The organism is Aureimonas mangrovi, from assembly GCF_014058705.1.
In the GTDB taxonomy this organism is placed as follows: domain Bacteria; phylum Pseudomonadota; class Alphaproteobacteria; order Rhizobiales; family Rhizobiaceae; genus Aureimonas; species Aureimonas mangrovi.
This window is the reverse complement of sequence record NZ_CP059692.1, coordinates 72,651-98,173: the sequence shown is the minus strand read 5'-3', so window position 1 is coordinate 98,173 and position 25,523 is coordinate 72,651. Positions and strand designations below refer to the sequence as shown.

Sequence of the window (25,523 nt, the reverse complement as noted above, 5' to 3'; positions counted from 1 at the left end):
GGTCGGGTCGCCGCTCGGTCTACAGCATCGAAAGCGGCCAAGACAACGCGCCACCGTCAGCCGGACGGGCGTTCGCGAAAGGCCGGCTCGACAGCCGCTGGTATGGCAGCGCTGCAACAGATGCAAATCGAGTGAAGCTTAAAAACAGAAAAAGGCCGCCGCGGACTGGAGGGGGATTGTCGCGACGGCCCTTTCTGGTAAAGCGGAGGTCCCGAGAGGGGGGATGGGACTGTCCGCTTCTCAATTCGGCGTCGAAAGCGGGGGACGAGCTTTGCGCCGAACACGACGCAATATCGTCGCGTCGTTGAACCATAAATGCGCTCGACGCCGAATGGGTTCAAGCCCTTCGGCTCACGCTTGCGTGAGAACGCACCTTAACTCTTTGTTATCTTCCCGAAAGCCCTGTGAAATCAGCGTCATCGCGTCAAGATGACGCGTGCAGATTTTAATGCTTCAGCTTGATTTTTTCGTCTTCCCGCAAGGTTCAACTGTGGCGGCGCCGGGGCAGCCGTGCCGCAGCCAGCGGCACGCGTTGCGGATGGACTAAGCGTGCGGCTGCGGATACGACCTAGCCCATGCAAAAGGGCGATCACCTCTTCCTCGTCGACGGCTCGGCCTACATCTTCCGGGCCTACCACGCGCTGCCGCCGCTGACACGCAAGTCGGACGGACTGCCGGTCGGCGCCGTTTCCGGCTTCTGCAACATGCTCTGGAAGCTGATCCAGGAAGCGCGCGACACTTCGGTCGGCGTCGTGCCGACGCATTTCGCGGTGATCTTCGATCATTCCTCGACGACCTTCCGCAATGCGCTCTACGACCAGTACAAGGCCAACCGGCAGGCCCCGCCGGAAGACCTCGTGCCCCAGTTCTCGCTGATCCGCGAAGCGGTGCGCGCGTTCGACCTGCCCTGCATCGAAAAGCAGGGTTTCGAGGCGGACGACCTGATCGCCACCTACACGCGCCTGGCGCTGGAGGCGGGCGGCGACGTGACGATCGTCTCCTCCGACAAGGACCTGATGCAGCTCGTCGGCCCTTGCGTGACGCTCTACGATCAGATGAAGGACAAGCGCCTCGGGCCGCAGGAGGTGTTCGACAAGTTCGGCGTCTACCCAGAGAAGATGATCGACCTTCAGGCGCTCGTCGGCGACAGTTCCGACAACGTGCCGGGCATTCCCGGCATCGGCCCGAAGACGGCGGCCGAGCTTCTGGCGACCTTCGGAGATCTCGAGACGCTGCTCGCGCGCGCCGGCGAAATAAAGCAGGCCAAGCGCCGCGAGAACATCGTGCAGTTCGCCGAACAGGCGCGGCTCTCGCACAGACTGGTGACGCTCGATCAGAACACCCCGCTGGACGTCGAGCTGGACGAACTCGTGCTGCACGAGCCGGACGGGCAGAAGCTGGTCTCCTATCTGAAGGCCATGGAGTTCACGACGCTGACGCGGCGCGTCTCTGCGGCGCTCGGCACCGAGGCGGCCGATGTCGAGGCGGCCGCGATCGACGTCACCGTGCCGGCGCGCGGGCCCGATCTCGACCCCGCCGCTTCCCCTGCGCCGGCGGTTGCCGAGCCGGGCGCCGCGCTTCCCTTCACGCCCCGCGCGCTCGCGACCAAGCGCGCCGGCGAGATGGCGGCCTCGGTCTTCGACCGCGCGGCCTATGCCACGATCCGCGACGGCCAGACGCTGTCTCGCTGGATCGCGCGCGCCTACGAGACCGGCGTCCTGTCCGTCGATATAGAGACCACGGCGCTCGACGCGATGAATGCCGAAATCGTCGGCATCGCGCTGTGCGTGGCGCCGAACGAGGCGGCTTACGTGCCGATCGGCCATGTGGCCGAGGGCGCGGGCGATCTTCTGGGCGGCGGCGAAGGGGAGGGCCCGGGCGAGCAGATCGCGCTCGCAGACGCGCTTGCCATTCTCAAGCCCGCGCTGGAGGATTTCTCGCTTCTCAAGGTCGGCCAGAACTTCAAGTACGACTATCTCGTGCTCCTGCGCCACGACGTGGCGGTGGAGCCCTTCGACGACACGATGCTGATCTCCTACGCGTTGGACGCCTCGTCCTCGCTGGAGGGGCACGGCATGGACGAGCTGTCCGAGCGCCTGCTCGGCCACAAGCCGATCTCGTTCAAGGAGCTGTGCGGCTCGGGCAAGGGCGCCAAGGCCATCGCCGCCTGCACCGTGGAGAAGGTGACGGAATACGCCGCCGAGGACGCGGACGTGACGCTGCGCCTGTGGCTGGCGATGAAGCCGCGCCTCGCCGCCGAAGGCCTCGCCCATGTCTACGAACGGCTGGAGCGCCCGCTGGTGCCGGTGCTCGCGCGTATGGAATTCGCCGGCATCAAGGCCGACCGGCAGATCCTGTCGCGCCTGTCGGGCCGCTTCGCGCAGAAGGCGGCGAGTCTCGAATTCGACATTCACGCCATGGCGGGCGAGCCCTTCAACCCCGGCAGCCCCAAGCAGCTCGGCGAAATCCTGTTCGGCAAGCTCGGCCTGCCGGGCGGCAAGAAGACCAAGACCGGCCAGTGGTCGACCGACGCGCGCACGCTGGAGGAACTGGCCGTGGACGGCCACGATCTGCCGCGCCGCATTGTCGACTGGCGCCAGCTCACCAAGCTGAAGGGCACCTATACCGACGCGCTGCCGCTCCACATGGACGGGCAGGACCGCATCCACACCTCGTTCTCGATGGCCTCGACGACGACGGGGCGGCTCTCCTCAACCGAGCCGAACCTGCAGAACATTCCGATCCGCACCGAGGAAGGCCGCGCCATCCGCTCCGCCTTCGTCGCGCCGTCGGGCTTCCAGCTCGTCTCGGCCGACTACAGCCAGATCGAGCTGCGCATCCTGGCCCACATGGCTGAGATTCCGCAGCTCGTGGAGGCGTTTCGCGCAGGCCAGGACATCCACGCGACGACCGCCTCCGAGATGTTCGGCGTGCCGATCGAGGGCATGCCGTCGGACGTGCGCCGCCGCGCCAAGGCGATCAATTTCGGCATCGTCTACGGCATCTCGGCCTTCGGCCTCGCGGCCCAGCTCTCCATCCCGCGCGAGGAGGCCGGCGCCTACATCAAGCGCTACTTCGAGCGCTTCCCCGGCATCCGAGACTACATGGACCGCACCAAGGCCACCTGCCGCGAGACCGGCTATGTCGAGACGCTGTTCGGGCGCCGCGCGCATTACCCGGACATCCGCCATTCCAATCCGAGCGTTCGCGCGGCAGTGGAGCGCGCGGCGATCAACGCGCCGATCCAGGGCACGGCGGCGGACGTCATCCGCCGCGCGATGATCCGCATGGAGGACGCGCTGCGCTCCGAGGGGCTCAACGCCCGCATGCTTCTGCAGGTGCACGACGAACTCGTCTTCGAGGTTCCCGAGGAAGAGGTGGAGGCCGCCATCCCGGTCATTCGCACCGTGATGGAGACGGCCGCCGACCCGGTGGTCGATCTGAAAGTGCCGCTCGAAGTGGAAGCGCGGGCGGCGAAGAACTGGGAAGAGGCTCACTGATGGCGGATGACGACATGCGCGAGCGCCTGATCGTCGGGCTCGACGTGCCCGGCCGCGAGGCCGCCGAAGCAATGGTGGAGCGGCTCGGCGATGCCGTCACCTTCTACAAGATCGGCTACCAGCTCGCCTATTCGAAGGGCGGGCTCGAACTCGTGTCCGACCTTGCGGCGAGCGGCAAGCGTGTCTTCCTCGACCTGAAGCTCCTCGACATCGACAACACGGTAGAGAAGGGGGTCGAGAGCGTCATGCGCCTCGGCGCCTCGATGCTGACGGTCCACGCCTATCCGCATGCGATGCGCGCCGCGATGCGCGCGGCCAGGGGCAGCGACCTGACGGTGCTCGCCGTCACCGTCCTCACCTCGCTCGACGAGGCGGGGCTGGCGGAAGCGGGCTACGAGATGAGCGTCGAGGCGCTGGTGCGCCGCCGCGCCGAACAGGCGCGCGAGATCGGCACCGGCCTCGTCGCCTCCGCCGCCGAGGCGCGCGCGATCCGCGCGATCGTCGGGCCGGACCCGGCCATCGTCACGCCCGGCATCCGCCCGGCCGGTGGCGAGGCGGGCGACCAGAAACGCGTGATGACCCCCGGCGACGCACTTGCCGCAGGCGCCTCGCATCTGGTGGTCGCGCGCCCGATCGTCGCCGCGAGCGAACCGAAGGCGGCGGCGCTCGCGATTCTGGAAGAGATGAGCGGCTCGCGACGGGCCGCCTGAGAGGGAGACGAGAAATGGCCAAGGCCTACTGGATCGCGCGCGTCGACGTTCACGACCCCGAGCGCTACAAGGATTATGTCGCGACGGCGGCGCCCGCCTTCGAGGAGTTCGGGGCCAAGTTCATCGTGCGCGGCGGCCCGTTCCGCGAGATGGAGGGCGTCGCCCGCACCCGCAACGTCGTCATCGAGTTCGAGACGATGGAGAAGGCGCTCGCCTGCCATCAGAGCCCGCAGTATCAGGCCGCCAAGCAGATCCGTGAGGAGGTGGCCGAGGGCGACATCGTGATCGTCGAGGGCGTCTGACGACAGGCGTCCCGCCAGCCTCGCGCATTGCGCGAGGCGCAGGTTGCACCACGGGGGAACGCGGCGCGCCGTGAAACCGGTCGGGCCGCACCGACGTTTCTGATGCTGCGGCGCGTCATGGCGCAGGCCGCCCCGGAGAGAATGGGAGCAGATGTTGTACCAGTTCTTCGAATGGAACCACGCCGCGATGGCGCCGCTGCGCGCGGTCGCGGAAGCCACCCGCTCCCTCTATTCCAGCCCGCTGAACCCGGTGTCGCAGACCGAGTTCGGCCGCTCCGTCGCGGCGATGGCCGAACTGTTCGAGCGCACGACGCGCATGTACGCCAAGCCTGAATTCGGGCTCGACGAGACGAGCCTCGGTGGCCAGCGCGTGCCCGTCGCCGACAAGCCGGTGTGGGAGCGGCCGTTTTGCCGGCTTCTGCATTTCGAGCGCGCGCTGCCGAAAGGCCGCCAGCCCGATCCGCGAATCCTGATCGTGGCGCCGATGTCGGGCCATTACGCCACGCTCCTTCGCGGCACGGTCGAAGCGCTGCTGCCCTACGCAGAGGTCTACATCACCGACTGGACGGACGCCCGCAAGGTTCCGCTCTCGGATGGGCGGTTCGATCTCGAGGACTACACCGACCACGTCATCGAGATGCTGCGGTTCCTCGGGCCGGACACGCATGTCGTGGCCGTCTGCCAGCCGGCGGTGCCCGTCCTGATGGCGGTCGCACGGATGGAGGAGGACGGCGAGGACTGCGCGCCCTCCTCCATGACGCTGATGGGCGGGCCGATCGACACGCGCATCAACCCCACGGCCGTCAACAAACTGGCCGAGGACCACGGCATCGAGTGGTTCCGCGACAATGTCATCATGCATGTGCCCTATCCGCAGCCGGGCTTCATGCGGCCGGTCTATCCGGGCTTCCTGCAGCTTTCGGGGTTCATGTCGATGAATCTCGATCGCCACCTCATCGCCCATAAGGACTTCTTCTGGCATCTCGTGAAGGGCGACGGCGACAGCGCCGACAAGCACCGCGCCTTCTACGACGAGTACAACGCGGTGATGGACCTCACCGCCGAATTCTACCTGCAGACGGTGGAGCAGGTCTTCATCGAGCACGCGCTGCCGAAAGGCACGATGATGCATCGTGGCCGCCCGGTCGACTGCTCGAAGATCACGCGCACCGCGCTTCTGACGGTCGAGGGCGAGAACGACGACATCTCCGGTGTCGGCCAGACCGAGGCCGCCCATCGTCTCTGCTCCTCGCTGTCCGACGACAAGCGCGTGCACTACCTCCAGAAGGGCGTCGGCCATTACGGTGTCTTCAACGGCTCTCGCTTTCGATCCGAGATCGCCCCGCGCATTATCGATTTCGCGTTGACGCATGGTCGTGATGCGAACAAGGCGCAGGCGGCAAAAGCGGCGCCCGCGCCGAAGGGCAGACGATCCGACACGCTGACAGACGACGCGCCCGTGGCGGTGGAATCGGACGCGGTCGCCGGGCCGATCGCTGTCGCCGTCGCCGCCAAGGTCGGTGCCGCACGGCGACTGCGAAAGCCGCGTGGCGCCTGACCGGGTTCGGCGCTGTTTCGCAATCGTGCCAAAGGCTTATTGAAGGGCCACCCGACCCATCCCACATCGGGGTTGATGGCCCGCGCATTCCGCGGCGGGCGACCTCTCTGGCACGAAAGGGATGCCCATGACATCGCAGGCTCTGATCCGCCCGGCCTGGACCCCCGGTACCATCGCCCTGATGGTGCTCGGCTTCATCGTCTACTGGCCGCTCGGCCTCGCCGTTCTCGCTTACATTCTCTGGGGCGACCGGTTGGAGACATTCCGCCGCGACGTCTCGCGCTCGACGGACCGTGTCATGAGCGGTCTGCGGCGCTCGGGGGCCAACATGCCCTTCGGTGCGGAGCGCACCGGCAACGTGGCCTTCGACGACTGGCGTGACGCCGAGTTGGCGCGCCTCGATGAGGAACGCCGCCGGCTCGCCGAGGCGAGCGCCGAGTTCGCAGCCTATGCGCGTGAACTGCGCCGCGCCAAGGACAAGGAAGAGTTCGACCGCTTCATGGCCGAGCGTTCGCGCCGCACCAGCGTCGTCGACCCGAACTGAAGCGTCGCTCTTCTTGCGTGAAAGCCGTCGCGGCGCGCATCCTGCGCCGCGACGAATCGTTTTTGGGCATGCAATGACGGGACCGGTTTCCGCTCTTTTGAGAATCGTCGGGCGCCGCCCGGCCTTTCCCGAAAGCGTCGAGATCGGGGGGCGTACGATGGCGCTTGCGGTGCGTGAGCATGCCACCGCCCGGCGCATCGTCATGCGCCTTTCCCCCTGCGGCGGCATCGTGCGCCTGACGGTGCCCAAGCGCACCTCCGCGCGGCGCGTGGCCGAGTTTATCGAGCGCTACAGCGGCTGGGTCGAGGCGCGGATGGCGGCGGTGCCTGGCCGCATCGAGGTCGCCGACGGCCGCCGCCTTCCCTTTCGCGGCGGTGAACTGGAATTGCGCCATGAGCCCGGGCGCCGGCAGGCGCGTCTCCTGCCGGCGACACCGGAAGGTCCGGCCGTTCTCCTTCTCGGCGGCGAGCCGACGCATCTCAGGCGCCGCGTGCGCGACATGCTCGTGCGCGAGGCGCGTCGCGACCTCGAAGAGGCGGTCGAGCGCCATGCGCGGGCGGCAAACGTGAAGCCGGCCGGGCTTTCTGTGAAGGACACGACGAGCCGCTGGGGCTCCTGCTCCTCGGCGCGGCGCCTGTCCTTCTCCTTTCGGCTGGTGATGGCGCCGCCTTTCGTGCTCGACTATCTCGCCGCGCACGAGGTGGCGCATCTGAAGGAAATGAACCACGGGCCGCGTTTCTGGGCGCTTTGCGAGAGCCTGTACCCGCGCTCGGACGAAGCGCGCGCCTGGCTCAAGGCCAACGGCACGGCGCTGCATGCCGTCGATTTCGGCTGACGCGCTCGCTTTACAGAAGACCTGCCCCGGCGCGATAAGCGAGCGATGAACGACATGACCGACCAGACGGCCTATCGCGCGGCGGCGCAAAGAGGCCCGCATGTGAAGATCTGCGGTCTCAGCGACGAGGCGATGATCGACGTCGCCCTCTCGCGCGGGGCGAGCGATGTCGGGTTCATTCATTTCGCCAGGAGCCCGAGACATCTTTCCCTCGAGGAAATGGCACGCCTGACGGCCCATGTCGGTGAGCGCGCGCTCGTCTCGGTCGTGACCGTGGACGCGGACGACAGGCTGATCGGCCAGATTGTCGAAAGGGTGCGTCCCCACATCATTCAGCTCCACGGCGCCGAGACGCCGGAGCGTGTCGAAGAGATCGCCGTGCGCACCGGCCTGAAGACCACGAAGGCGTTTTCGGTGGCGGACGCCGCCGATTTGGAGAAGATCGCGCGCTACGTGCCGGTCGCGCACCGCATTCTCCTCGACGCCAAAGCGCCGAAGGGCGCGGCGCTGCCCGGCGGCAACGGCGTCTCCTTCGACTGGTCGCTGCTCTCCGCGCTCCCGGCCGGGCTCGACTACATGCTGTCCGGCGGCCTGTCGGCGGAGAATGTCGGCGAAGCCGTGCGGCGGTTGCGCCCGTGGGGCCTCGACGTCTCCTCCGGCGTCGAAAGCGCGCCCGGCGTGAAGGATGCCGGCCGCATCCACCAGTTCTTCGACGCGCTCGATGCCGCGTCCCTTGATCCAGCTAGCGAACGGCGAGCCCCATGACCGAGAACCCGAACCCTAACTCCTTCCGTTCCGGCCCCGACGAGGAGGGACGTTTCGGCCTGTTCGGCGGCCGCTTCGTCGCCGAGACGCTGATGCCGCTGATCCTCGACCTGCAGGACGCGTGGACGCAGGCGCGCTCGGATGCGGTCTTCAAGGCCGAGCTCGAGAACCTCAACACGCATTACACCGGCCGGCCTTCGCCGCTCTATTTCGCCGAGCGGCTGACCGAGGAACTCGGCGGCGCCAAGGTCTACTTCAAACGCGACGAGCTGAATCACACCGGCTCGCACAAGATCAACAACTGCCTCGGCCAGATCCTTTTGGCCAAGCGCATGGGCAAGACGCGCATCATCGCAGAGACGGGCGCCGGCCAGCACGGCGTCGCGACCGCGACGGTCTGCGCGCGCTTCGGTCTTCCCTGCGTCGTCTACATGGGCGCGACGGACGTCGAGCGGCAGGCGCCGAACGTCTTCCGCATGAAGCTTCTCGGCGCTGAGGTCGTCCCGGTGACGGCCGGCCACGGCACGCTCAAGGACGCGATGAACGAGGCGCTGCGCGACTGGGTGACCAATGTCGACAGCACCTACTACCTGATCGGCACCGCGGCCGGCCCGCACCCCTATCCGGAGCTCGTGCGCGAGTTCCAGTCGGTGATCGGCAAGGAGGTGCGCGAGCAGATCATGGCCGCCGAAGGGCGCCTGCCGGACATGCTGGTCGCCGCCGTCGGCGGCGGCTCCAACGCCATCGGCCTGTTCCACCCCTTCCTCGACGACCGTGACGTGAAGATCGTCGGCGTCGAGGCGGGCGGCAGGGGGCTCGACGGCGAGGAGCATTGCGCCTCGCTGACCGCCGGGTCGCCGGGCGTCCTGCACGGCAACCGCACCTACCTCCTTCAGGACGGCGACGGGCAGATCAAGGAAGGCCATTCGATCTCGGCCGGCCTCGACTATCCCGGCATCGGGCCGGAGCATTCCTGGCTGAAGGACCAGGGCCGCGTCGAATACGTACCGATCATGGACCGCGAGGCGCTGGACGCCTTCCAGATGCTGACGCGCGTGGAGGGCATCATCCCGGCACTGGAGCCGGCGCACGCGCTGGCCGAGGTGATCAAGCGCGCGCCGAAGATGGACCGCGACCAGATCATCGTGATGAACCTCTGCGGCCGCGGCGACAAGGACGTCTTCACGGCGGCCAAGCATCTGGGCGTGGAGCTTTAGGCGGACACGCGTTTCGGCTAAGCTCGGTCCGAGCGCAGGAGGCTTCGCATGGGCAAGGCACCGATCCTGATCGACGACGACGTGAAGGGCGACCTCGAGCGCGAGGCTTCCCTCAGCGGTTCGACGGCGTCTTCCGTCGCGCAGGCGGCGATCGAGGCCTATCTCCGGCTCCGCACCGCCAAGCGCCGTGCGATCGAGGAGGCGACAGCCGAGGCGGAGGAAGGCCGTTTCGTCTCCAAGGAGGCGGTCGATCGCTGGGTCACGTCCTGGGGAACGCCCGGCGAGCTTCCCGAACCGGCGCCGGACATATTCAAGACGGCCAGTTGAAGGTCGTCTTTCTTCCCGGTGCCGTCCGCGATCTTTGCTGGTTCAGGCGCTACTACGAGGAGATATTCCGCGACGGCGCGCGCCGCGCAGGCGACCACTACAGGAAGGCGCTTCAGGCCCTCGAGACGATGCCGCACATCGGCCACCCGACGCCCTTCGGCGACGTCCGCGAGTTCTCGATCCCGCGGACACCTTTCGCGATCCTCTGTAGACTGCGCGAGGATCGCATCGAAATCATGCGCGTGATCGACGAAAGGGCGCTGCGCGAAGATTGAGCGGCGCGCGTGACTTGAGGCCGGCGGCGCGGGCCTGTATCGCTCGCCGATGGCTTTCGCGCACGCCCGGCCCCGCGCATGGCCATGAGGGCATCCGCCCCGCACGACACCCGGAAGGCACGACCGACATGACCACCCGCATCGAAGATCGCTTCGCGAGCTTGAAGGCCGAGGGACGGCCCGCGCTCGTCACCTTCCTGATGGCGGGCGACCCGGACGGCGAGACGGCCTTCGAGATCATGAAGGCACTGCCGGAAGCGGGCGCGGACCTGATCGAACTCGGCATGCCCTTCTCCGACCCGATGGCCGACGGCCCCGCCGTCCAGAAGGCCGGACGTCGCGCCCTGCAGGCTGGCGAGACGCTGACGAAGACCCTTGCCACCGTGAAGCGCTTCCGCGAGGGCGACGCGAAGACGCCCGTCATCCTGATGGGCTATTTCAACCCGATCTACATCTACGGCGTCGATCGCTTCGTCGCGGACGCGCGCGAGAACGGCGTGGACGGGCTGATCGTCGTCGACCTGCCACCCGAGATGGATGACGAGCTCTGCCTGCCGGCCGTTGAGGCCGGGCTGAACTTCATCCGCCTCGCGACGCCCACCACGGACGAGAAGCGGCTGCCTGCCGTCCTTAGGAACACGTCGGGCTTCGTCTACTACGTCTCCATCACCGGCATCACGGGCACCGCCGCGCCGGATGCGGGCAAGGTCAGCGCCGCCGTCGCTCGCATCAAGGACAAGACAGACCTCCCCGTATGCATCGGGTTCGGCGTTCGCACGGCCGAGCAGGCGCGCGCGCTCGGCCGCCATGCCGAGGGCGTCGTCGTCGGGTCCGCGCTCGTCGGCGCCATCGAGGACTCGCTCGTCGACGGGCGCGCCGCGCCCGGCACGCCGAACGCGATCCTGTCCGTCGTGCGCGATCTTGCGGCCGGCGTTCGCGCAAGCCGCCTTGCGGATGCCTGATAGCCGGTCCATGTGACGGGGATGCACGACGTGCGCACCAACATCGAACCATCGAGGAGCCAGGCTTCGTGAACTGGATCACCAATTACGTGCGGCCCAAGCTCACGAGCCTTCTCGGCCCGCGCGAAGTGCCGGAAAACCTCTGGATCAAGGATCCCGAGACCGGCGAGATGGTCTTCCACAAGGACCTCGAGGCCAACCAGTGGGTGGTGCCCTCGTCCGGCGTCCACATGAAGATCGGCGCGCGCGATCGTCTCGCGACCTTCTTCGACGGCGGGCAGTACGCGCTGGTGGACCTGCCGAAGGTGCCCATCGATCCGCTGAAGTTCCGCGATTCCAAGCGCTATGTCGACCGCCTGAAGGAGTACCGCTCCAAGACCTCGATGGAGGACTCGGTGCTGGTGGCGACTGGCGAGATCGAGGCGCTGCCCATCGTCGCCGCCGTGCAGGACTTCGCCTTCATGGGCGGGTCGCTCGGCATGGCCGCGGGCGAGGCGATCGTCACGGCCGCAGAGAAGGCGGTCGAGCTCCACCGCCCGCTCGTCCTCTTCGCGGGCTCGGGCGGTGCGCGCATGCAGGAGGGCATCCTGTCGCTCATGCAGCTTCCGCGCACCACCGTCGCGGTTGAGGAGGTGAAGGATGCGGGCCTTCCCTACATCGTCGTCCTCACCAACCCGACGACGGGCGGCGTGACGGCGTCCTATGCCATGCTGGGCGATGTCCACATCGCAGAGCCCGGCGCGTTGATCGGCTTTGCAGGCGCGCGCGTCATCGAGCAGACGATCCGCGAGAAGCTGCCGGAAGGCTTCCAGCGCTCGGAATATCTGATGGATCACGGCATGGTCGACATGGTCGTCCACCGCCACGAGCTGAAGGGCACCATCGCGCGGCTCCTCAAGGTGCTGACGCGCGCCCCCGCCAACGACACCGCGCCGGCCGAGCCGGAGCCCGCCGGCGAGGCGGCCTGAGCCCTTGGCCGGCGCGCCCTTTCCCGGAACGCCGCGTCCGGTGAGCGTCGCCGGTTCGGCCGACGCCGCCATCGAGGCCCTGATGGCACGCCATCCGAAGGGCTTCGACCTCGCGCTCGACCGGATCCGGCGCGTTCTGACGGCGCTCGGCGAGCCGCAGAAGCGCCTGCCGCCGCTGGTCCATGTTGCGGGCACGAACGGCAAGGGCTCGGTCGTCGCCTTCTCTCGCGCGATCCTCGAAGCTGCGGGAACGGGCGTCCACGTCCACACCTCCCCGCATCTCGTGCGCTGGCACGAGCGCTACCGGCTGGCCCATACGGGCGGCGGGCGGCTCGTCGAGGACGCGATGCTGGTCGAAGCCGTGGAGCGCGCGGCGCGCGCGGCCGGCGAGGAGCCGATCACGGTCTTCGAGATTCTCACGGCGGTTGCCTTCCTCCTGTTTTCGGAGAACCCGGCCGAAGCGGTGCTGCTCGAGGTCGGACTCGGCGGGCGCTTCGATGCGACGAACGTCGTGGAGGCACCGGTCGCCACCGCCGTGAGCGCTATCTCGCTCGACCATCAATCCTATCTGGGCGACCGGGTGGAACTGATCGCGGCCGAGAAGGCCGGCATCTTCAAGCGGGGCGCGCCGGCCGTCATCGGCGCGCAGAGCGAAGCTGTCGCGCTGGATGTGCTGCGCACGAACGCCCAACGCGTCGGCGCGCCGGCGACGGTCTTCGGCGAGGACTTCTTCGCCTTCGAGGAGCACGGGCGCTTCGTGTATCAGGACGATCGCGGCCTCCTCGATCTCCCGTTGCCCAAGCTGCCCGGAAGACACCAGATCGCCAATGCGGCGCTCGCCATCGCGACCTTGCGCGCGGCCGGCTTCGATCCCTCGCCTGACGCAGTCGAGACGGGGCTCCAGACGGCGCGCTGGCCGGGCCGTCTGCAGGGGCTGACGAGCGGCGCGCTGCACGCGCTCGCCGCGCCCGGCTCCGAGATCTGGATCGACGGCGGCCACAATCCCGGCGCGGGCGTCGTCGTCGCCGAGGCGATTGCCGACATGGAGGACCGCGTCCAGCGGCCGCTCTTCCTGATTTCCGGCATGCTCTCGACCAAGGAGCCGGTCGGCTTCTTCGAGGCCTTCGCGGGCATGGCACGGCGTGTCTTCACTGTGCCGATCGCATCCTCGAATGCCGGCATGTCGCCGGACGATCTGGCCGACGCCGCGATCGAGGCGGGGCTCGACGCCGAGCCCTGCGATTCGGTAGCGGAGGCCATCCGCCTCGTGTCGACCGGCTGGCGGAGCGAGCCGGCGCCGCGCTTCCTGATCTGCGGATCGCTCTACCTCGTCGGCGAAGTGCTGGCCGAGAGCGATCTCGCCCCTGAATAAGAAAAGGCCCGGACGTCACCGTCCGGGCCTTTCACGGGTTCAGGCTGCCGGGATCAGGCGCCGGTGTTCTCGTTGATCCACGAGACGAGCTTGGACTTCGGCGCCGCGCCGACCTGCACGGAGGCCTGCTGGCCGTCCTTGAACAGCATGAGCGTCGGGATCGAGCGCACGCCGAACTGGGCGGCGAGGTCCGGGTTTTCGTCGATGTTGATCTTCACCACGTCGACGTTCGGCATCTCCTGCGAGATTTCCTCCAGGCTCGGCGCGATCATCTTGCAGGGGCCGCACCACTCGGCCCAGAAGTCGACGACCACCGGGTTCGACGCGTTCAGGACGTCGGATTCGAAATTGCTCTTGTCGATCTTCTTGGTGCTCATGGGACGAAGGCTCCGTTGAAGCCCCTTGGAAGCGCCGCGTTCTTCGCGATCGCGCCGGGGCGCACGGGCCGGACTGTTCCGGCCCCGTTGGCTCGAAGGTAGAAGCGCGGGCGACCGACTTCAAGACGCGCGCGCGTCGTCTCCAGCCCGCCGCAAGGCGAGCCCTTCGAGCGAGGCATCCAGGGCGGCCTCGCCCGGCTCGATCAGCGCGGGAGCCTCCGTGTAGAGGAGCGCCGCGCGAATCTCGCGGCCCGGATAGAGGGGGGCGAGAAGCGCACGATAGAGCGCGAGCTGCAGGACATATGCGGCCGGCAGATCCGCCGCGCTCCTCGCGGGCGGCCGGTTGGTCTTGTAGTCGACGAGGAGCACACTCTCCGCCGATACCGCGAGCCGGTCGATCGTGCCCGAAACCGGATAGGGCCGTCCGGCGACCGTCACCGTGCCGCGCACGCCGACCTCGGCTCGGCTGCCGGGCGCAAAGAGCGGCGCAAAGCGTGCATCGTCCAGAACGGCCAGCGCCGAAGCGAGCATCGCCTCGCGCGCGGGCGCCTCGGTGATCTCCGAAAGCGCGAGGTAGCGCCGGGCGGCTGCCTCGCGCTCGTCGGGTGCCATGTCCGGCAGCACCTGCAGGAGCTTGTGGATGGCGATGCCGCGCGCGATGGCGGCGGACGGGACAGCGGTCGCGCCAGGCGATGCGGCGACAGGCGAGCCGGCGGCCTGCTCTTCCTCCTTGGCGACGCGCAACGCCCCCGTCGGATCGGACGGCACGAGCGGGCGCGGTGGCAGCGGTTCGGGCGCGAGCTTCGAAAGGTCGATGGCGCGGACTGGTCGCTCGCCTTCCTTCGGCGCTTCGGACGGCGCGCGGGCAAAATCGGCGCTCCCCCAGCGCAGGGCCGTCAGCGAACCGTCCGGTGCCGTTATGCGCTCGCAGCGGCCTTCGAGGCTCGCCTGGACACGCGAAAGCCAGCTTTTCTCATGCGCCCCGCGCACGCCCGCATGGCCGCATACGACCAGCCGATCGGCGGCGCGCGTCATGCCGACATAGAGAAGCCGGCGATACTCCTCCTCGGCGCGCGCCTGCTCGGCCTCGCGCAGGCGTTCGACATCGGCATTGGCAAGAGCCTTGGTCGGGCACCAGAGAAAACCGGGCGGTGACAGCGGTGGCAGGCCGGGCATGTCGGCGAAGGCGACGAGCCGGGCGCCGTGCGAATGGACGAAGGGCGCCGAGCCCGGATCGACGAGAAAGACGGCGGGCGCTTCGAGGCCCTTGGCCGCGTGCGCGGTCATGATCCGCACTTCTCCGCCGGCGCGGCCCGTCTCGCGCTTGATTGTCGGCGGGGCGGCGTCGAGATTCGCGAGGAAGGCATCGAGATCGGCGCCACCCTCCGCCTCGAAGGCGAGGGCGAGATCGAGGAAGGCGTCGATCACCTCGCCCGCGTCACGGCCGAGCCGTGCGGTGAGGCGCGCCCGTCCGCCCTCCGGGCCGAGGATGCGGGCGTAGAGGTCGAAGACGCCCGCAAAGCCGGCGCGCGCCCGCAGCGCCTCGATGCGCGAATGCGCGGCGCCGAGGCGCTCGGCGAGGCTCTCCCGATCGGCCATAGAGGCGGGCAGGCGTGCGGCGGCTCCGGGTTCGGCAAAGCGCGACAGGGCAAGGCGCAGCGCCTCGGCTCCGCGCGGCTGGCGCGTCAAGGCAAGCGCCATCAGCTCGTCGTCGGAGAAACCGAAGAGCGGGCTCTTCAGGACGGCGGCGAGCGACAGTTCGTCCTCGGCATTGGCGAGGACGCGGCCGAGCGCGACGAGATCCTGCACGGCGATGTGGTCGGTCAGGACGAGGCGGTCGGCGCCCGCCACCGCGATGCCGCGCTCGCGCAGCGCGGCGCTCATGGCGCCGACGAAGGCTGAGCGCTTGCGCACCAGAACGATGACGTCGCCGGCATGGAGCGCACGCGTCTCACCGCGATGTTCGATTGCGGTGCCGATCCAGTCCTCGATCGTCCCGGCGATGCGGGTCGCGAGGCGCACCAGCGGCGAGGAGCGGGGCTCCTCGTCGATCGGCGTCAGCCAGTCGTCGCTCTGAGGCACCGCCTCCTTCTCGTAGGGCGGCCAGATCTCGACGAGGCCCGGCGCCTGACCGCGCGCCGTTTCGTGGACGGGCTTTTCGCCCTCGGCCGAGAGGCCGCGCCGGTCGTCCTCGGTCTCGAACGCGCCGTCGACGGCGCGCAGGATGTCGGCCGAGGAGCGGAAGGACTGCTGCAGGGCGACGCGCGAGAAGGGCGCGCCGACGGCCGTCGCGCGCGCCTCCATGCGGCGGCGCTCATCCGCGAACATCGCGGGCGAAGCGCCCTGGAAGGAATAGATGGACTGCTTCTCGTCGCCGACGGCGAAGACGGTTCGGACGCGCTCAGGCTCGCCCTCGAAGAACTCCTCGACCAGCGAGCGCACCACCTGCCACTGGCGCGCGCTGGTGTCCTGCGCCTCGTCGACGAGGACGTGGTCGATGCCCTGGTCGAGCTTGTAGTGCACCCAGGCCGAAGCCTCGGCGCGCGTCAGAAGGTCGGCCGCGCGCACGATGAGATCCTCGAAGTCGAGCCGGGCGCGCGCGCGCTTGAGGAGGGTGTAGTCGCGCTCCAGCCGCTCGGCGATGACGAGCGCGGCGCGGCTTGCGCGGAACAGGCGCACGGTGGCGAGGCGTTCGGACGTCTCCTCGACGAAGTCGGCCAGTTCCTCCAGTCGCTCGGCGAAGTCGTCGAACTGCGAGGCGACGCTCTTGGTCGCGACGCTCGTCGACTTGTAGCGCCCGCCATCTGATTTCAGGCAGATCGCGCGCAGCGCGTCGAATCGCTCCGGCATGCCCGTTGCCGCCTCGACGGCGGCGAGCTTGGCGGCGAGCTTGCCGTCGGTCACGGCGCTGGAGCGCTGAAGCGCCTCGGCCAGCCTCTCGCGGAAATCGTCGTCGAAGCCCGGCGGGTCGATCGCGGCGGCGACGACGCCGTCCTCGTCGGCGCGCGGGTCGAGGCCCAGCGCGCGGGCGAGGGCCGAGACGGCGCCCTCGACGCCGCCCACGGACGCCATATGCGCGCCGATCGCGTCCCGCCGCTGGACGATCTCGGCGAGGAGGTCGTCGAGGCCCTTCTCGCCGCCGAGCGTCAGCGCCTCGGCGAAGCTCTCGGCCAGCGCCTCGTCGCCCTCGGCGCCGGCATCGGCCGCCACGATGAAGCGGCGGCGGGCCTCGGCGAGGAGGAGCGCGCTCTCGGCGTCGTCCATCACGGTGAAATGGGCCGGAACCTGCGCTTCCAGCGGGAAGAGGTGCAGGAGCGATTCGCAGAAGGCGTGGATCGTCTGGATCTTCAGGCCGCCCGGCGTCTCCAGCGCGGTGGCGAAGAGGCGGCGCGCGCGGGCGAGGTCGGCGGTGCTCGTATCCTCGCCGCCGAGTTCGGCGAGGCGCCCGGCCAGGGCCTCGTCCGACAGACGCGTCCATTCGGCCAGAAGCGCGAAGATGCGGCCCTGCATCTCGGCGGCGGCGGCCTTGGTGTAGGTGAGGCACAGGATGCGGCTCGGCGCGGTGCCCGCGATGAGCAGCCGCACGACCCGGCGCGCGAGCACGAACGTCTTGCCGGAGCCGGCATTGGCCGCGACGAAGACCGAGCGCGAGGGATCGGAGGCGAGCGCCTGCGCGGCCTTGGTGCCGGCCGAGATGAGGAGCCCGCTCATGCGTCCTCTCCCGAAGCGCCGTCCTCGTCGTCGCCGATCGACCATTCGCGGGCGCGGGCGAGATGGTCGTAGGGGCCGGAGAAATCGCCCGAAAGGGCCGGGCGGGCGCGCGAACGGTACCCGCGCCCCGGATCGAGACTGGCGGCGGCCAGCGCCCGGAAGCGGGCCAGCGCCTCGTCGGCGAGCCCTTCGGCGCTGACGGCCTCGCGCGTCGGTGTCGCGCTCTGCGAAAGGCGGTCCTCGCGCACCTCGTTCTCGCGCAGGCGCACATAGGAGAGTTCCCCGACCGGCGCGGCTGCAATGCCCTTGAAGCCGCCCTCCCTCGCCATCGCCGCTTCCAGCGGAAGCTGCGGGGCCAGCAGCGTGCGAGCCTGTTTGGCGCTCGGCTGCGTGCCGGTCTTGTAGTCGAAGATCTCCAGCCGCCCATCGCCCATCTCGTCGATGCGGTCGGCGTAGCCGGTCAGCGTCACGGCGATATCGGAGACGTCGAGGCGGCCCCTGCTCTCGGCGTGGCGGCGCCGGACGCGCGGTGAGCGGGCGTGCTCCCATTCGAGGAAGCGTGTCGCGAGCCCTTCCATGCGCGGCCACCAGACGGCGGCGATCTCGGGCGGCAGCGCCTCGCGGGCGAAGGCCTCGCGCGCGATCGCGATCAGGCGCTCATGTGCGTCCGGCACCTGCGGGTCCGGCACCTCGCGGGTAAAGGCGGCGAGGATGTCGTGGAAGAGCGTGCCGCGCTCGGTGACGCCCGGCGCGCGGATGAGCGGGTCCATCGGCTCCAGATGGAGGATGCGTTTCGCGTGGACCGCATAGGGGTCGCGCACCAGGCGCTCGACCTCGGTGACCGAGAACTGGCGCGGCCGGCGCTCCAGCGGCGGGCGCGGCTCGGGCCGGCTGGCGCGCGGCTCGGCGGCTGCGTCATCGAGTGAGCGCGCGGCCTCGAGGAAGGGCACTCCGGCGTCCCGCAGGCGCTGCGCACCGTCCTCGCCGGCCAGCGCCAGGATGCGCTGGAGCCAGCGCGAGGGGATCGACGGCGCGCCTTCCGCGCGCTTGGCCCGCGTCATCACCACGCGCGGGCTGCCGAGCGCCATCCAGATGTCGTGAGCGGCAAGGCCGATGCGGCGCTCGGGCGGATCGAGCAGGATCTCGGCGCGCATCAGCCGCGATAGGAACGCATCCGACCGTGCCCCTTGCGGCCATGTGCCCTCGTTCAGCCCGCCGACGATCATCACGTCGACATTCTGAAGCCGCGCTTCCAGCGCGCCCCAGACGAAGGCGCGTTGCGAAAGGCCCGCGCGCGGCCTTGCCGCGGCCCCGGCGCCGAGCGCGGCGAAGACGTCCGGCCACTCGGCCGGCTCGACCGCAAATCCGACTTCGGGCGCGGCGATCAGCTCCGAAAGGAGCGCGGAGAGGGCGGCTCCGGCTTCTTCGGCATACAGCGGCGCGAAGGAGCCGGTCTCGTCGCGCGCCAGGGCCTCGAGCGCCTGCGTCAGCGCGAGCGCCAGCGGAGCGATCTCCTGCGCGGGGGCGCGGCGTAGAGCGGTGAGAGGCGACAGCGCCTCGGCCAGCGCGGCGGCGGCCCGTTCGCCGAGATCGCGATCTTTCTCGCCGAGAAGATGCACCGGCCGCGCGACCCGTCCGCCCTTGGCGAGCGCTGCCCGACGCTCCGCATAGAGCACGGCGAGTGTCTCGGCGCCCGCACGCCCGCTGCCGCCGCGCAGGCCGATCATCTCCACCGTGCGGGCCGCGCGCCGCGCCTCGGCCGCGCCGAGGCCGAGCCGCGTCAGCGGATGCTTCAGAAGCGAGACGAGCGTGACGGGATCGCCGGGTGAGAGCGCGGCCTCAAGCGCCAGACGCGCCAGCGTGCCAGGCGCCGTCGCGTGGAGCGGGCGGCCGGCGGAATCGTTGGCTGCGATGCCGAAGCGCGAAAGCTCGACGACGACGCGCCGGGCGAGCTTGCGATCGGGTGTCGTCAACGCGACCCGCGCCTGCGGGTCCGACAGGGCATCGCGCATGGCGACCGCGATCGCCCGCGCCTCTTCCCCCTCGTCGGCCGCCTCCACCAATGCCAAGCCGTCGAGAGCCTGCGCGGGATGCTCCGCGCCGCTTGCCCAGAGGTCTGTGGTTTCGGCCGGGCGCAGGGCGTTCGACAGGAAGCGTTGGCGCGCAGCGAGCGCCGGTATCTCCGGGGCGAAGGCCTCCACATCCTCGCGGGTCGCTCCGAGGCCGGCGAGAACGCGGCGCAGGCCGTATTGCGGATGGCCGGCGGCGGCGGCCGAAGCCGCGCGGTCGATCGCCGCGAAGCTTGGCGCATCGAGGTCGGTGTCGAGGCCCGGCAGGACGAGCGCGCCGTTCTCGAGATCGGCGACGGCTCGCATCAGTTCCAGCGTCGCTGGCGCGGCGGCTGTCGATCCGGCGATGACCACCGGCCCCCGCGAGCCCTCCCGGCGGTAGCGCCCGGCGGCCTCGCGCGCCCACAGATTGCGGGCGGCTGCCGCTTCCGTGAACCCGGTTTCCTCCAGATGGCGCGGCCATTCCTGCGTGAGGATGGCCAGGAAGGCGAGGGTCAACTGCCACCATTCGGCGAGCCTGTCCTCGACGTCGAGCTTCGCGAGGGCCGACAGGTCGATCTCCTCGTCGCCCGCCTCGTCGAGCAGCGTGCCGAGGTCGCCCGCGAGCCAGAGCGCGTCGGCCGCCGAGGCCGGCAGCACGATCTCGCGACCGGCCAGCGCCGAGGCCGCGCCCGCCTCGACCCGAGACTTCCAGAACCGCACGAGCCGTGCGAGCTCCAGCCGCCGCCGCAGTGGATCGACGGTGCGGGTGAGCGCCGCCGCCCCGTCCGGCGCGCCGGTGAAGGCATCGGCCTCGTCGCGCTCGCTCAGGGGGCGGATGCGCGGCAGGATCGCGGCCTCGCCGCCGATGGCATGCGCGAAGGCCGCGGTGAGCGAGAGCGCGGCGCGGCGCGTCGGCACGAAGACCGTCACGTCTGCGAGCGCCAAAGGATCGTCACCGAGCGCAAAGCCCGGCACGACGCGGCCCGACAGGATGCCGCGCGCGAGCGTCGGCAGAAACGGAAGGCCAGGCGGGATGGTGAGGATTCGCGGCGCCATACCCCGCGAATCTACAGGTCGGGCGGGCGGCGCGCCACCGTCCGCCGAAGCTTCGAGGTCACCCGGAAACTCTGAACCCGCCTCGGGCCGTCCGAAGACCGCGGTCGTCGGACGGTACTTCAGGCGGCGCTCGCCTGCACGACGCTCTCCGCCTCGGCGATGGCGGCGGGCGTGCCGACAGTGAGCCACAGCCCGTCGAGCCGCACCCCGTAGAGGCGATCGGCCTCGATGGCGCGGTCAAAGACGCGGTTCAGAGAGAAGCGCTCCTCCGCCAGTCCCTCGAAGAGCTTGGGCGAGAGGATCGCCGCGCCTGCATAGATGAAAGGGCTCATGTCCCGCTCGGCGACGCGCGCCAAGCGCCCGGTGACGTCCATCGAGAAGTCGCCGCGCCCCTCGTAGCCGGTCGCGCGTTTCATGTCCGCGATCAATAGCAGCGCGTCCATCCGTTCCGGATTCCAGATTTCGGCCATCAGCGGAAGGTTGTCGCGATAACCTTCGATCCAGAACGTATCGGAGTTCAGCAGGAAGAAGGGGTCCGTTCCAAGCTCGGGCAGCGCCTTCACCACACCCCCGCCCGATTCCAGGAGAGCGTCGCTCTCGTCGGAGACGACGATCTCCAGACGACCCTTGCGGCGGCGCAGATGCGCGCGCATCAGGTCTGCCATGTAGTGGACATTGACGACGGTGCGGGTGACGCCGGCACGCTCCAGCGCATCGAGCCCGTAGTCGATCAGCGCGCGTCCGCCGACTTCGACCAGCGGCTTGGGGATGGTCGAGGTGATCGGCCGCATGCGCTTGCCGAGGCCTGCGGCCAGCACCATCGCCGTATGGGGCGAAAAGCCCCCGCCCGTGATCTTGGGGCCCGTCATGTCAGGAGTGTCCGTTCTTTCTTCACTTGCCGCGTCAGGGCAGGGGGTCGAAGACGCCCCAGCCCTCGTAGAGGGCCTTCAGGCCGGCGAGCGCGGGATGCTCCAGCGTGCGCTTCAGATAGCCCTGTATCCGCGGGATGTGTCGCAGATATTGCGGCTTGCCGTCGCGCTCGTGCAGCCGCACGAAGATGCCGAGGATCTTGCTCGCGCGCTGGGCCGCCATGACCGCATAGTCGCGCGAGAACGCCTCGGCGTCGAAATCGGGGTCGTCCGCGCGCGAGCGGTGATAGGCGGCGACGATATCCGCCTCGAGTGCGGCCGGGATGTCGACCCGCGCGTCCTGCGCGAGCGAGGCGAGGTCGTAGGCCGTCGGGCCGATCATCGCGTCCTGGAAGTCGAGGATGCCGATGCGCCGGCAGCCCTTGCGGTTCTCCTGCCACAGGATGTTGGGCGAGTGGATGTCACGCAGCAGAAGCCGCGTCTCACCCCCCGCGATCGCCTCGAAGAGCTTGCGCCATTCGGCGGCGAAGGCGCCGGCCTCCTGCGGGTGCGTGCGACGCCCGCGGGCGCGCGGCAGGAACCAGGAGGGCAGGAGATCGACCTCGATCGCCATCGCCTCGAAGTCGAAGAAGGGCACCTTGTGATGCTCGCCGGCTGTGGTGGTCAGCTCCGCCGCGATGTCGGCGGCGTGCAGGTCCGCGAGACACTCGGCCACCGCCTCGTAGCGCTCGGCGATCGGGCGGCCCTCGGCGTCCACGATGCCTTCGGCGCCAAGATCCTCCAGAAGCACGAAGCCGTGCGTGATGTCGCTCGCATGGACCTGCGGGACGGAGAAGCCGGCGGCGTGCAGCGTCTCGGCGATGGCCACGAAGGGCAGGATGTCGAGCGCCGTGTGCGCGATCTCGGCATAGCTGAGACTGCCGCGAACGGGCGGCCCGGCTGGCATGCGCGGGGCGTCCATCAGCACGAGGCTCGGCTCCCCGTCGCGTTGGATGTGCTCGTAGCGGCGCGCCGAAGCATCGCCCGGAAACGGCCTGCGACGCGCGGTGGCCGCGCCCGCGCCCGCGGCCTCGAGGAAGCGACGGGCCGAAAGCGAGCGCGACAGGCGCCGCATGCTCTCGGCGGTGGCGCGCACGACGAGACGGCGCCCGCCTCCGGGTGCAAGATCGAGATGCAGATGGATGTTCGCCTCGGCGGCCACCAGCGCCACGCGCTCGGGCCACTCGACGAGGACGATCCCGGTCTCGGCGGCCTCCTCGAAGCCGAGCTCCTCCAGCTCGTCCTGCGAGCCGATCCGGTACAGGTCGAAATGCGTCGCTTTGGGGCGCGTTTCGTAGGTCTGCACCAGCGTGTAGGTGGGCGAGGGCACTTCCAGCGCATCGTCGTCGGCCAGATAGCGCAGGACCGAACGCGCAAGCGTCGTCTTGCCGGCGCCGAGGTCGCCGGAGAGCGCCACCGTATCGCCGACGCGCAGGATGATCGCCAGATCTTCGGCGAAGACGCGGCTCGCCTCGTCGTCGGGCAGGTCGAGCGCGAAGACGTCGGTGAAGACGTCGGCCGGCCGGGTGGTGCTCATTCGGCAGCCCTATCGATTTCCTGGCGTGCGAGGGGGAAGCGGCAGGTGACGACCGTGCCTCCCTTGGGCGGCGTGACGATCTCCACGCTGCCCTCATGCAGTTCGACGAAGCTCTTGACGATCGACAGCCCCAGCCCGGCGCCCGACTGGCGCCCCCCGGCGGGATTGCTCTCGAAGCGCTGGAAGGCCTTCGCGACATCCTGCGGCGCGATGCCCGGTCCCTCGTCGGTGACGGTGAAGGCGATCTCGTTGCCGAGGCGTGTGGCGCGCAGGGAGACGGTCGAGCCCGACGGCGCGAAGTTCGCCGCGTTCGAGAGAAGGTTGAACAGCACCTGGGTGACGCGGTGCTCGTCGGCCATGAAGCTCGTGCCCGCGTTCGACACGTCGACGAGAAGGCGCACCTCGCTGTCGCGCATGCGCTCCTGAACGGCTTGCGCCGCGTGCCCGGCGACCTTGGCGATGTCGACCTCGGAAAGATCGAGATCCATGATGCCCGCGTCAATCGTCGCAAGGTCGAGAATGTCGTTGACGATGGTCAGGAGCGTGTTGGTCGAGGTGGAGATGTAGTCGAGATATTCGGCCTGGCGCGCGTTGAGCGGGCCGGTCTCGTCGGCGCGAAGGAGTGCGGAGAAGCCGATGATGTTCGTCAGCGGCGAGCGCAGCTCGTAGTTCACGTGCTGGACGAAGTCGGACTTCACGCGGTCCGCCGCTTCCAGCGCCTCGTTGCGCTCGCGCAGCATGCGCTCGGCGGCCTTGGCGTCGGAGATATCGGTGAAGGTCAGCATCGTCTGGCCGTTCGGCAGCGGCACCACGGCGAAGGTCTGCACCCGCCCGTCCGACAGCTCGATCTCGCCGCCTTCCACGTCGCGCGGGCCCTCGTCGAAGGCGGTGACGGCGCTGGCGAAGCTCGCCCAGCTCGTGCCCGCCGCGTTCGGGCGCGTCTGCACCGACACCGTGTCGGCGAAGGCGCGGATGTGCGGCTTGGCGGCGACGAACTCGGCCGAAAGCCCCCACATCTCGCAGAAGATCGGGTTCGAGAGGCGCAGGCGTCCGTCCTGCCCGAAAACGGCGACGGCCTCGTTGAGGCTGTCCAGCGTCTCGCCCTGGAGGCGAACCAGCGCATTGAGGCGGCTCTCCAGCTCGAACTTCTCGGTCAGATCCTCGAAGACCCAGGTCGCGCCGCCCTGCGGCACGGGGTTTGCGAGGACCCGCAGGGTGCGTCCGTCTGCCAGATGCCAGATCGCGTCCGTCGCCTGCGGTGCGCGATAGGCGGCGAGGATCTCGGCCTTCACGTCGCGCAGGGGCCGGTCGTCCGGCAGGACGCCGCCCGAACGAAGCCGGTCCATGATGGCGATGTGGTCCGGTCCCGTCTCCAGATAGACGTCCGGCAGGCCGAAGAGGCGCGCGAAGGCAGCGTTGTGATAGACGAGAAGGGTCTTCTCGTCGAAGCGCGCGACGGCGGTTGTCAGATGATCCAGCGTCTCCGAATGCGAGCGGATCGTCTCGCGCAGTTCGAGGCGCACGGCCTCGACGGCCGAGACGTCCACCGCAAGGCCTGCCGAGCCGAAGGTGCCGCGCGCATCGACGACGGCGAAATTGCGCCTGTCGGCCTCGACCACGGCATTGAGCTGGCCCTCGAAAATCCCCTGCGCGCGCAGCATGGCGTCGATACCGGCGCGGTCCTGCTCGGCAAAGAGCTCCAGCCGTCGCTCGATCGCGTCCTCGACGTCGCTCGCCTCGACCGCCCGCGCGTAGGCGGCGTTCGCCCAGACGAGCCCGCCATCCGTACCGCGCAGCCAGAGGGGCATGGGTGCTGCGTCGAAAAGGGTCTGGAGCGTCTCGATGGTCGCGACGGCGCGTTCGTTCTCGATGCGCAGATGCGCGATCTCCTCGCGCAGCCCGCCGAGCGGCGAGAAACGCACCAGCGCGAGCGCGCCTGCGGTGCGCCCGGAGACCTCCATCGGGCGCCCAGGCTCGATCTCGATCTCGCGGCGGAACGGCTCGGCGGAGCGGCGCAGGCGTTCGATGTCGGCCGTGACGCGGGCCGCGTCCACGGCCGGCATCCAGGCCGAAAAGCGCAGGAACCGCCCCTGGTCCGACGGGGCGCCGAGTTCGGGCGGCAAGGTGCCCGCGACCTCCGGCTCGGCCTGTCCGCGATAGACGACGACGCGGTGGCCCTCTGCCGACAGGATCGCCGAGCGCGTTTCGGCTTCGTTTCGCGCGTCGGCCAGTTCGGCGCGCAACTGCTCGTTCTGCGCGTCGGCTGCGGTGCGGGCGCGGATGAGCCAGACGGCCGCGATCATCGCCGCCCCGAGGAGAAGAGCAAGAAGCGCGAGGGTCCAGATGGTCTCGGGCGCCATCGCGCGGTCCATGAGCTGGGCGCGCGCGGGCGTTGCCACGAGGCAGGCGAGGACCATCGCCCCCGCCGCCGCGCCATGATCAGCGCACGACGCCGAAATCCGTCCGGACGCCCCCCGGTGCCGGTCTTTGCCCATTCCCCCGTCTCTCCGCCGCCGCGATTACAGCATCGGCCCGAAAACCGAGTTGG

19 protein-coding genes are annotated in these 25,523 nt (G+C 69.4%); 13 read left to right on the top strand and 6 right to left on the bottom strand.

Annotated features, from left to right (window positions below):
- Nucleotides 1-575 precede the first annotated feature (575 nt).
- The 13 genes from polA to H1343_RS00405 all read left to right on the top strand — a co-directional run bounded on the left by polA (nt 576) and on the right by H1343_RS00405 (nt 13,335).
- Nucleotides 576-3,500, top strand: coding sequence for a DNA polymerase I (polA, locus tag H1343_RS00465; RefSeq protein WP_185984051.1), 2,925 nt, complete (start codon nt 576-578; stop codon nt 3,498-3,500).
- Nucleotides 3,500-4,210, top strand: a complete 711-nt coding sequence (gene pyrF / locus H1343_RS00460) for an orotidine-5'-phosphate decarboxylase (RefSeq protein ID WP_185984050.1) — start codon at nt 3,500-3,502, stop codon at nt 4,208-4,210. The genes polA and pyrF overlap by 1 nt, the downstream gene beginning before the upstream one ends.
- 14 nt (nt 4,211-4,224) lie before the next feature.
- Nucleotides 4,225-4,512, top strand: coding sequence for a DUF1330 domain-containing protein (locus tag H1343_RS00455; protein WP_185984049.1), 288 nt, complete (start codon nt 4,225-4,227; stop codon nt 4,510-4,512).
- A gap of 151 nt (nt 4,513-4,663) precedes the next feature.
- The gene (locus tag H1343_RS00450) at nt 4,664-6,070 is read left to right on the top strand and encodes a polyhydroxyalkanoate depolymerase (RefSeq protein WP_185984048.1); all 1,407 of its coding nucleotides are present in this window, start codon (nt 4,664-4,666) and stop codon (nt 6,068-6,070) included.
- Nucleotides 6,071-6,197: 127 nt separating this feature from the next.
- Nucleotides 6,198-6,614, top strand: a complete 417-nt coding sequence (locus H1343_RS00445; RefSeq protein ID WP_185984047.1) for a DUF2852 domain-containing protein — start codon at nt 6,198-6,200, stop codon at nt 6,612-6,614.
- A gap of 73 nt (nt 6,615-6,687) precedes the next feature.
- A complete protein-coding gene (locus H1343_RS00440) occupies nt 6,688-7,449 on the top strand; it encodes a M48 family metallopeptidase (protein ID WP_185984046.1) in 762 nt (253 codons plus the stop codon).
- Nucleotides 7,450-7,503: 54 nt separating this feature from the next.
- The gene (locus H1343_RS00435) at nt 7,504-8,214 is read left to right on the top strand and encodes a phosphoribosylanthranilate isomerase (protein ID WP_185984045.1); all 711 of its coding nucleotides are present in this window, start codon (nt 7,504-7,506) and stop codon (nt 8,212-8,214) included.
- Nucleotides 8,211-9,431, top strand: a complete 1,221-nt coding sequence (gene trpB / locus H1343_RS00430) for a tryptophan synthase subunit beta (RefSeq protein WP_185984044.1) — start codon at nt 8,211-8,213, stop codon at nt 9,429-9,431. Before H1343_RS00435 ends, trpB begins: the two co-directional genes overlap by 4 nt.
- A gap of 48 nt (nt 9,432-9,479) precedes the next feature.
- Nucleotides 9,480-9,758, top strand: a complete 279-nt coding sequence (locus H1343_RS00425; RefSeq protein WP_185984043.1) for a hypothetical protein — start codon at nt 9,480-9,482, stop codon at nt 9,756-9,758.
- A complete protein-coding gene (locus tag H1343_RS00420; RefSeq protein WP_185984042.1) occupies nt 9,755-10,033 on the top strand; it encodes a type II toxin-antitoxin system RelE/ParE family toxin in 279 nt (92 codons plus the stop codon). Before H1343_RS00425 ends, H1343_RS00420 begins: the two co-directional genes overlap by 4 nt.
- Nucleotides 10,034-10,161: 128 nt before the next feature.
- Nucleotides 10,162-10,995 carry a tryptophan synthase subunit alpha gene (trpA, locus tag H1343_RS00415; RefSeq protein ID WP_185984041.1) on the top strand — a complete coding sequence of 278 codons (834 nt, stop codon included), beginning with the start codon at nt 10,162-10,164 and terminating at the stop codon, nt 10,993-10,995.
- A gap of 68 nt (nt 10,996-11,063) precedes the next feature.
- A complete protein-coding gene (gene accD / locus H1343_RS00410; RefSeq protein WP_185984040.1) occupies nt 11,064-11,963 on the top strand; it encodes an acetyl-CoA carboxylase, carboxyltransferase subunit beta in 900 nt (299 codons plus the stop codon).
- Between the two features lie 82 nt (nt 11,964-12,045).
- Nucleotides 12,046-13,335 (top strand): bifunctional folylpolyglutamate synthase/dihydrofolate synthase, encoded by a 1,290-nt coding sequence (locus H1343_RS00405; RefSeq protein WP_185985391.1) that lies wholly within the window; start codon nt 12,046-12,048, stop codon nt 13,333-13,335.
- 53 nt (nt 13,336-13,388) lie between these two features.
- Here the strand turns inward: H1343_RS00405 and trxA are convergent, their stop codons facing one another.
- The 6 genes from trxA to H1343_RS00375 all read right to left on the bottom strand — a co-directional run bounded on the left by trxA (nt 13,389) and on the right by H1343_RS00375 (nt 25,392).
- Nucleotides 13,389-13,712, bottom strand: coding sequence for a thioredoxin (gene trxA, locus H1343_RS00400; protein WP_185984039.1), 324 nt, complete (start codon nt 13,710-13,712; stop codon nt 13,389-13,391).
- A 120-nt stretch (nt 13,713-13,832) separates the two neighbouring features.
- Nucleotides 13,833-17,423: a double-strand break repair helicase AddA gene (gene addA / locus H1343_RS00395; RefSeq protein WP_185984038.1), complete on the bottom strand. Its 3,591-nt coding sequence runs from the start codon at nt 17,421-17,423 to the stop codon at nt 13,833-13,835.
- Nucleotides 17,420-20,530 carry a double-strand break repair protein AddB gene (gene addB / locus H1343_RS00390; RefSeq protein WP_185984037.1) on the bottom strand — a complete coding sequence of 1,037 codons (3,111 nt, stop codon included), beginning with the start codon at nt 20,528-20,530 and terminating at the stop codon, nt 17,420-17,422. The genes addA and addB overlap by 4 nt, the downstream gene beginning before the upstream one ends.
- Nucleotides 20,531-20,649: 119 nt before the next feature.
- The gene (locus H1343_RS00385; RefSeq protein WP_210270053.1) at nt 20,650-21,399 is read right to left on the bottom strand and encodes a nucleotidyltransferase family protein; all 750 of its coding nucleotides are present in this window, start codon (nt 21,397-21,399) and stop codon (nt 20,650-20,652) included.
- A gap of 34 nt (nt 21,400-21,433) precedes the next feature.
- Nucleotides 21,434-22,975 (bottom strand): tRNA (adenosine(37)-N6)-threonylcarbamoyltransferase complex ATPase subunit type 1 TsaE, encoded by a 1,542-nt coding sequence (gene tsaE / locus H1343_RS00380; RefSeq protein ID WP_185984036.1) that lies wholly within the window; start codon nt 22,973-22,975, stop codon nt 21,434-21,436.
- Nucleotides 22,972-25,392: a PAS domain-containing sensor histidine kinase gene (locus H1343_RS00375; RefSeq protein WP_185984035.1), complete on the bottom strand. Its 2,421-nt coding sequence runs from the start codon at nt 25,390-25,392 to the stop codon at nt 22,972-22,974. Before H1343_RS00375 ends, tsaE begins: the two co-directional genes overlap by 4 nt.
- Nucleotides 25,393-25,523 lie beyond the last annotated feature (131 nt).

What these genes read in the sequence shown, in the direction of transcription:
- polA (WP_185984051.1), top strand. Translation starts at nt 576, where the DNA reads ATGCAAAAGGGCGATCACCTCTTCCTCGTCGACGGCTCGGCCTACATC.
- pyrF (WP_185984050.1), top strand. Translation starts at nt 3,500, where the DNA reads ATGGCGGATGACGACATGCGCGAGCGCCTGATCGTCGGGCTCGACGTG.
- H1343_RS00455 (WP_185984049.1), top strand. Translation starts at nt 4,225, where the DNA reads ATGGCCAAGGCCTACTGGATCGCGCGCGTCGACGTTCACGACCCCGAG.
- H1343_RS00450 (WP_185984048.1), top strand. Translation starts at nt 4,664, where the DNA reads ATGTTGTACCAGTTCTTCGAATGGAACCACGCCGCGATGGCGCCGCTG.
- H1343_RS00445 (WP_185984047.1), top strand. Translation starts at nt 6,198, where the DNA reads ATGACATCGCAGGCTCTGATCCGCCCGGCCTGGACCCCCGGTACCATC.
- H1343_RS00440 (WP_185984046.1), top strand. Translation starts at nt 6,688, where the DNA reads ATGACGGGACCGGTTTCCGCTCTTTTGAGAATCGTCGGGCGCCGCCCG.
- H1343_RS00435 (WP_185984045.1), top strand. Translation starts at nt 7,504, where the DNA reads ATGACCGACCAGACGGCCTATCGCGCGGCGGCGCAAAGAGGCCCGCAT.
- trpB (WP_185984044.1), top strand. Translation starts at nt 8,211, where the DNA reads ATGACCGAGAACCCGAACCCTAACTCCTTCCGTTCCGGCCCCGACGAG.
- H1343_RS00425 (WP_185984043.1), top strand. Translation starts at nt 9,480, where the DNA reads ATGGGCAAGGCACCGATCCTGATCGACGACGACGTGAAGGGCGACCTC.
- trpA (WP_185984041.1), top strand. Translation starts at nt 10,162, where the DNA reads ATGACCACCCGCATCGAAGATCGCTTCGCGAGCTTGAAGGCCGAGGGA.
- H1343_RS00405 (WP_185985391.1), top strand. Translation starts at nt 12,046, where the DNA reads ATGGCACGCCATCCGAAGGGCTTCGACCTCGCGCTCGACCGGATCCGG.
- trxA (WP_185984039.1), bottom strand. Translation starts at nt 13,712, where the DNA reads ATGAGCACCAAGAAGATCGACAAGAGCAATTTCGAATCCGACGTCCTG.
- addA (WP_185984038.1), bottom strand. Translation starts at nt 17,423, where the DNA reads ATGAGCGGGCTCCTCATCTCGGCCGGCACCAAGGCCGCGCAGGCGCTC.
- addB (WP_185984037.1), bottom strand. Translation starts at nt 20,530, where the DNA reads ATGGCGCCGCGAATCCTCACCATCCCGCCTGGCCTTCCGTTTCTGCCG.
- H1343_RS00385 (WP_210270053.1), bottom strand. Translation starts at nt 21,399, where the DNA reads ATGACGGGCCCCAAGATCACGGGCGGGGGCTTTTCGCCCCATACGGCG.
- tsaE (WP_185984036.1), bottom strand. Translation starts at nt 22,975, where the DNA reads ATGAGCACCACCCGGCCGGCCGACGTCTTCACCGACGTCTTCGCGCTC.
- H1343_RS00375 (WP_185984035.1), bottom strand. Translation starts at nt 25,392, where the DNA reads ATGGTCCTCGCCTGCCTCGTGGCAACGCCCGCGCGCGCCCAGCTCATG.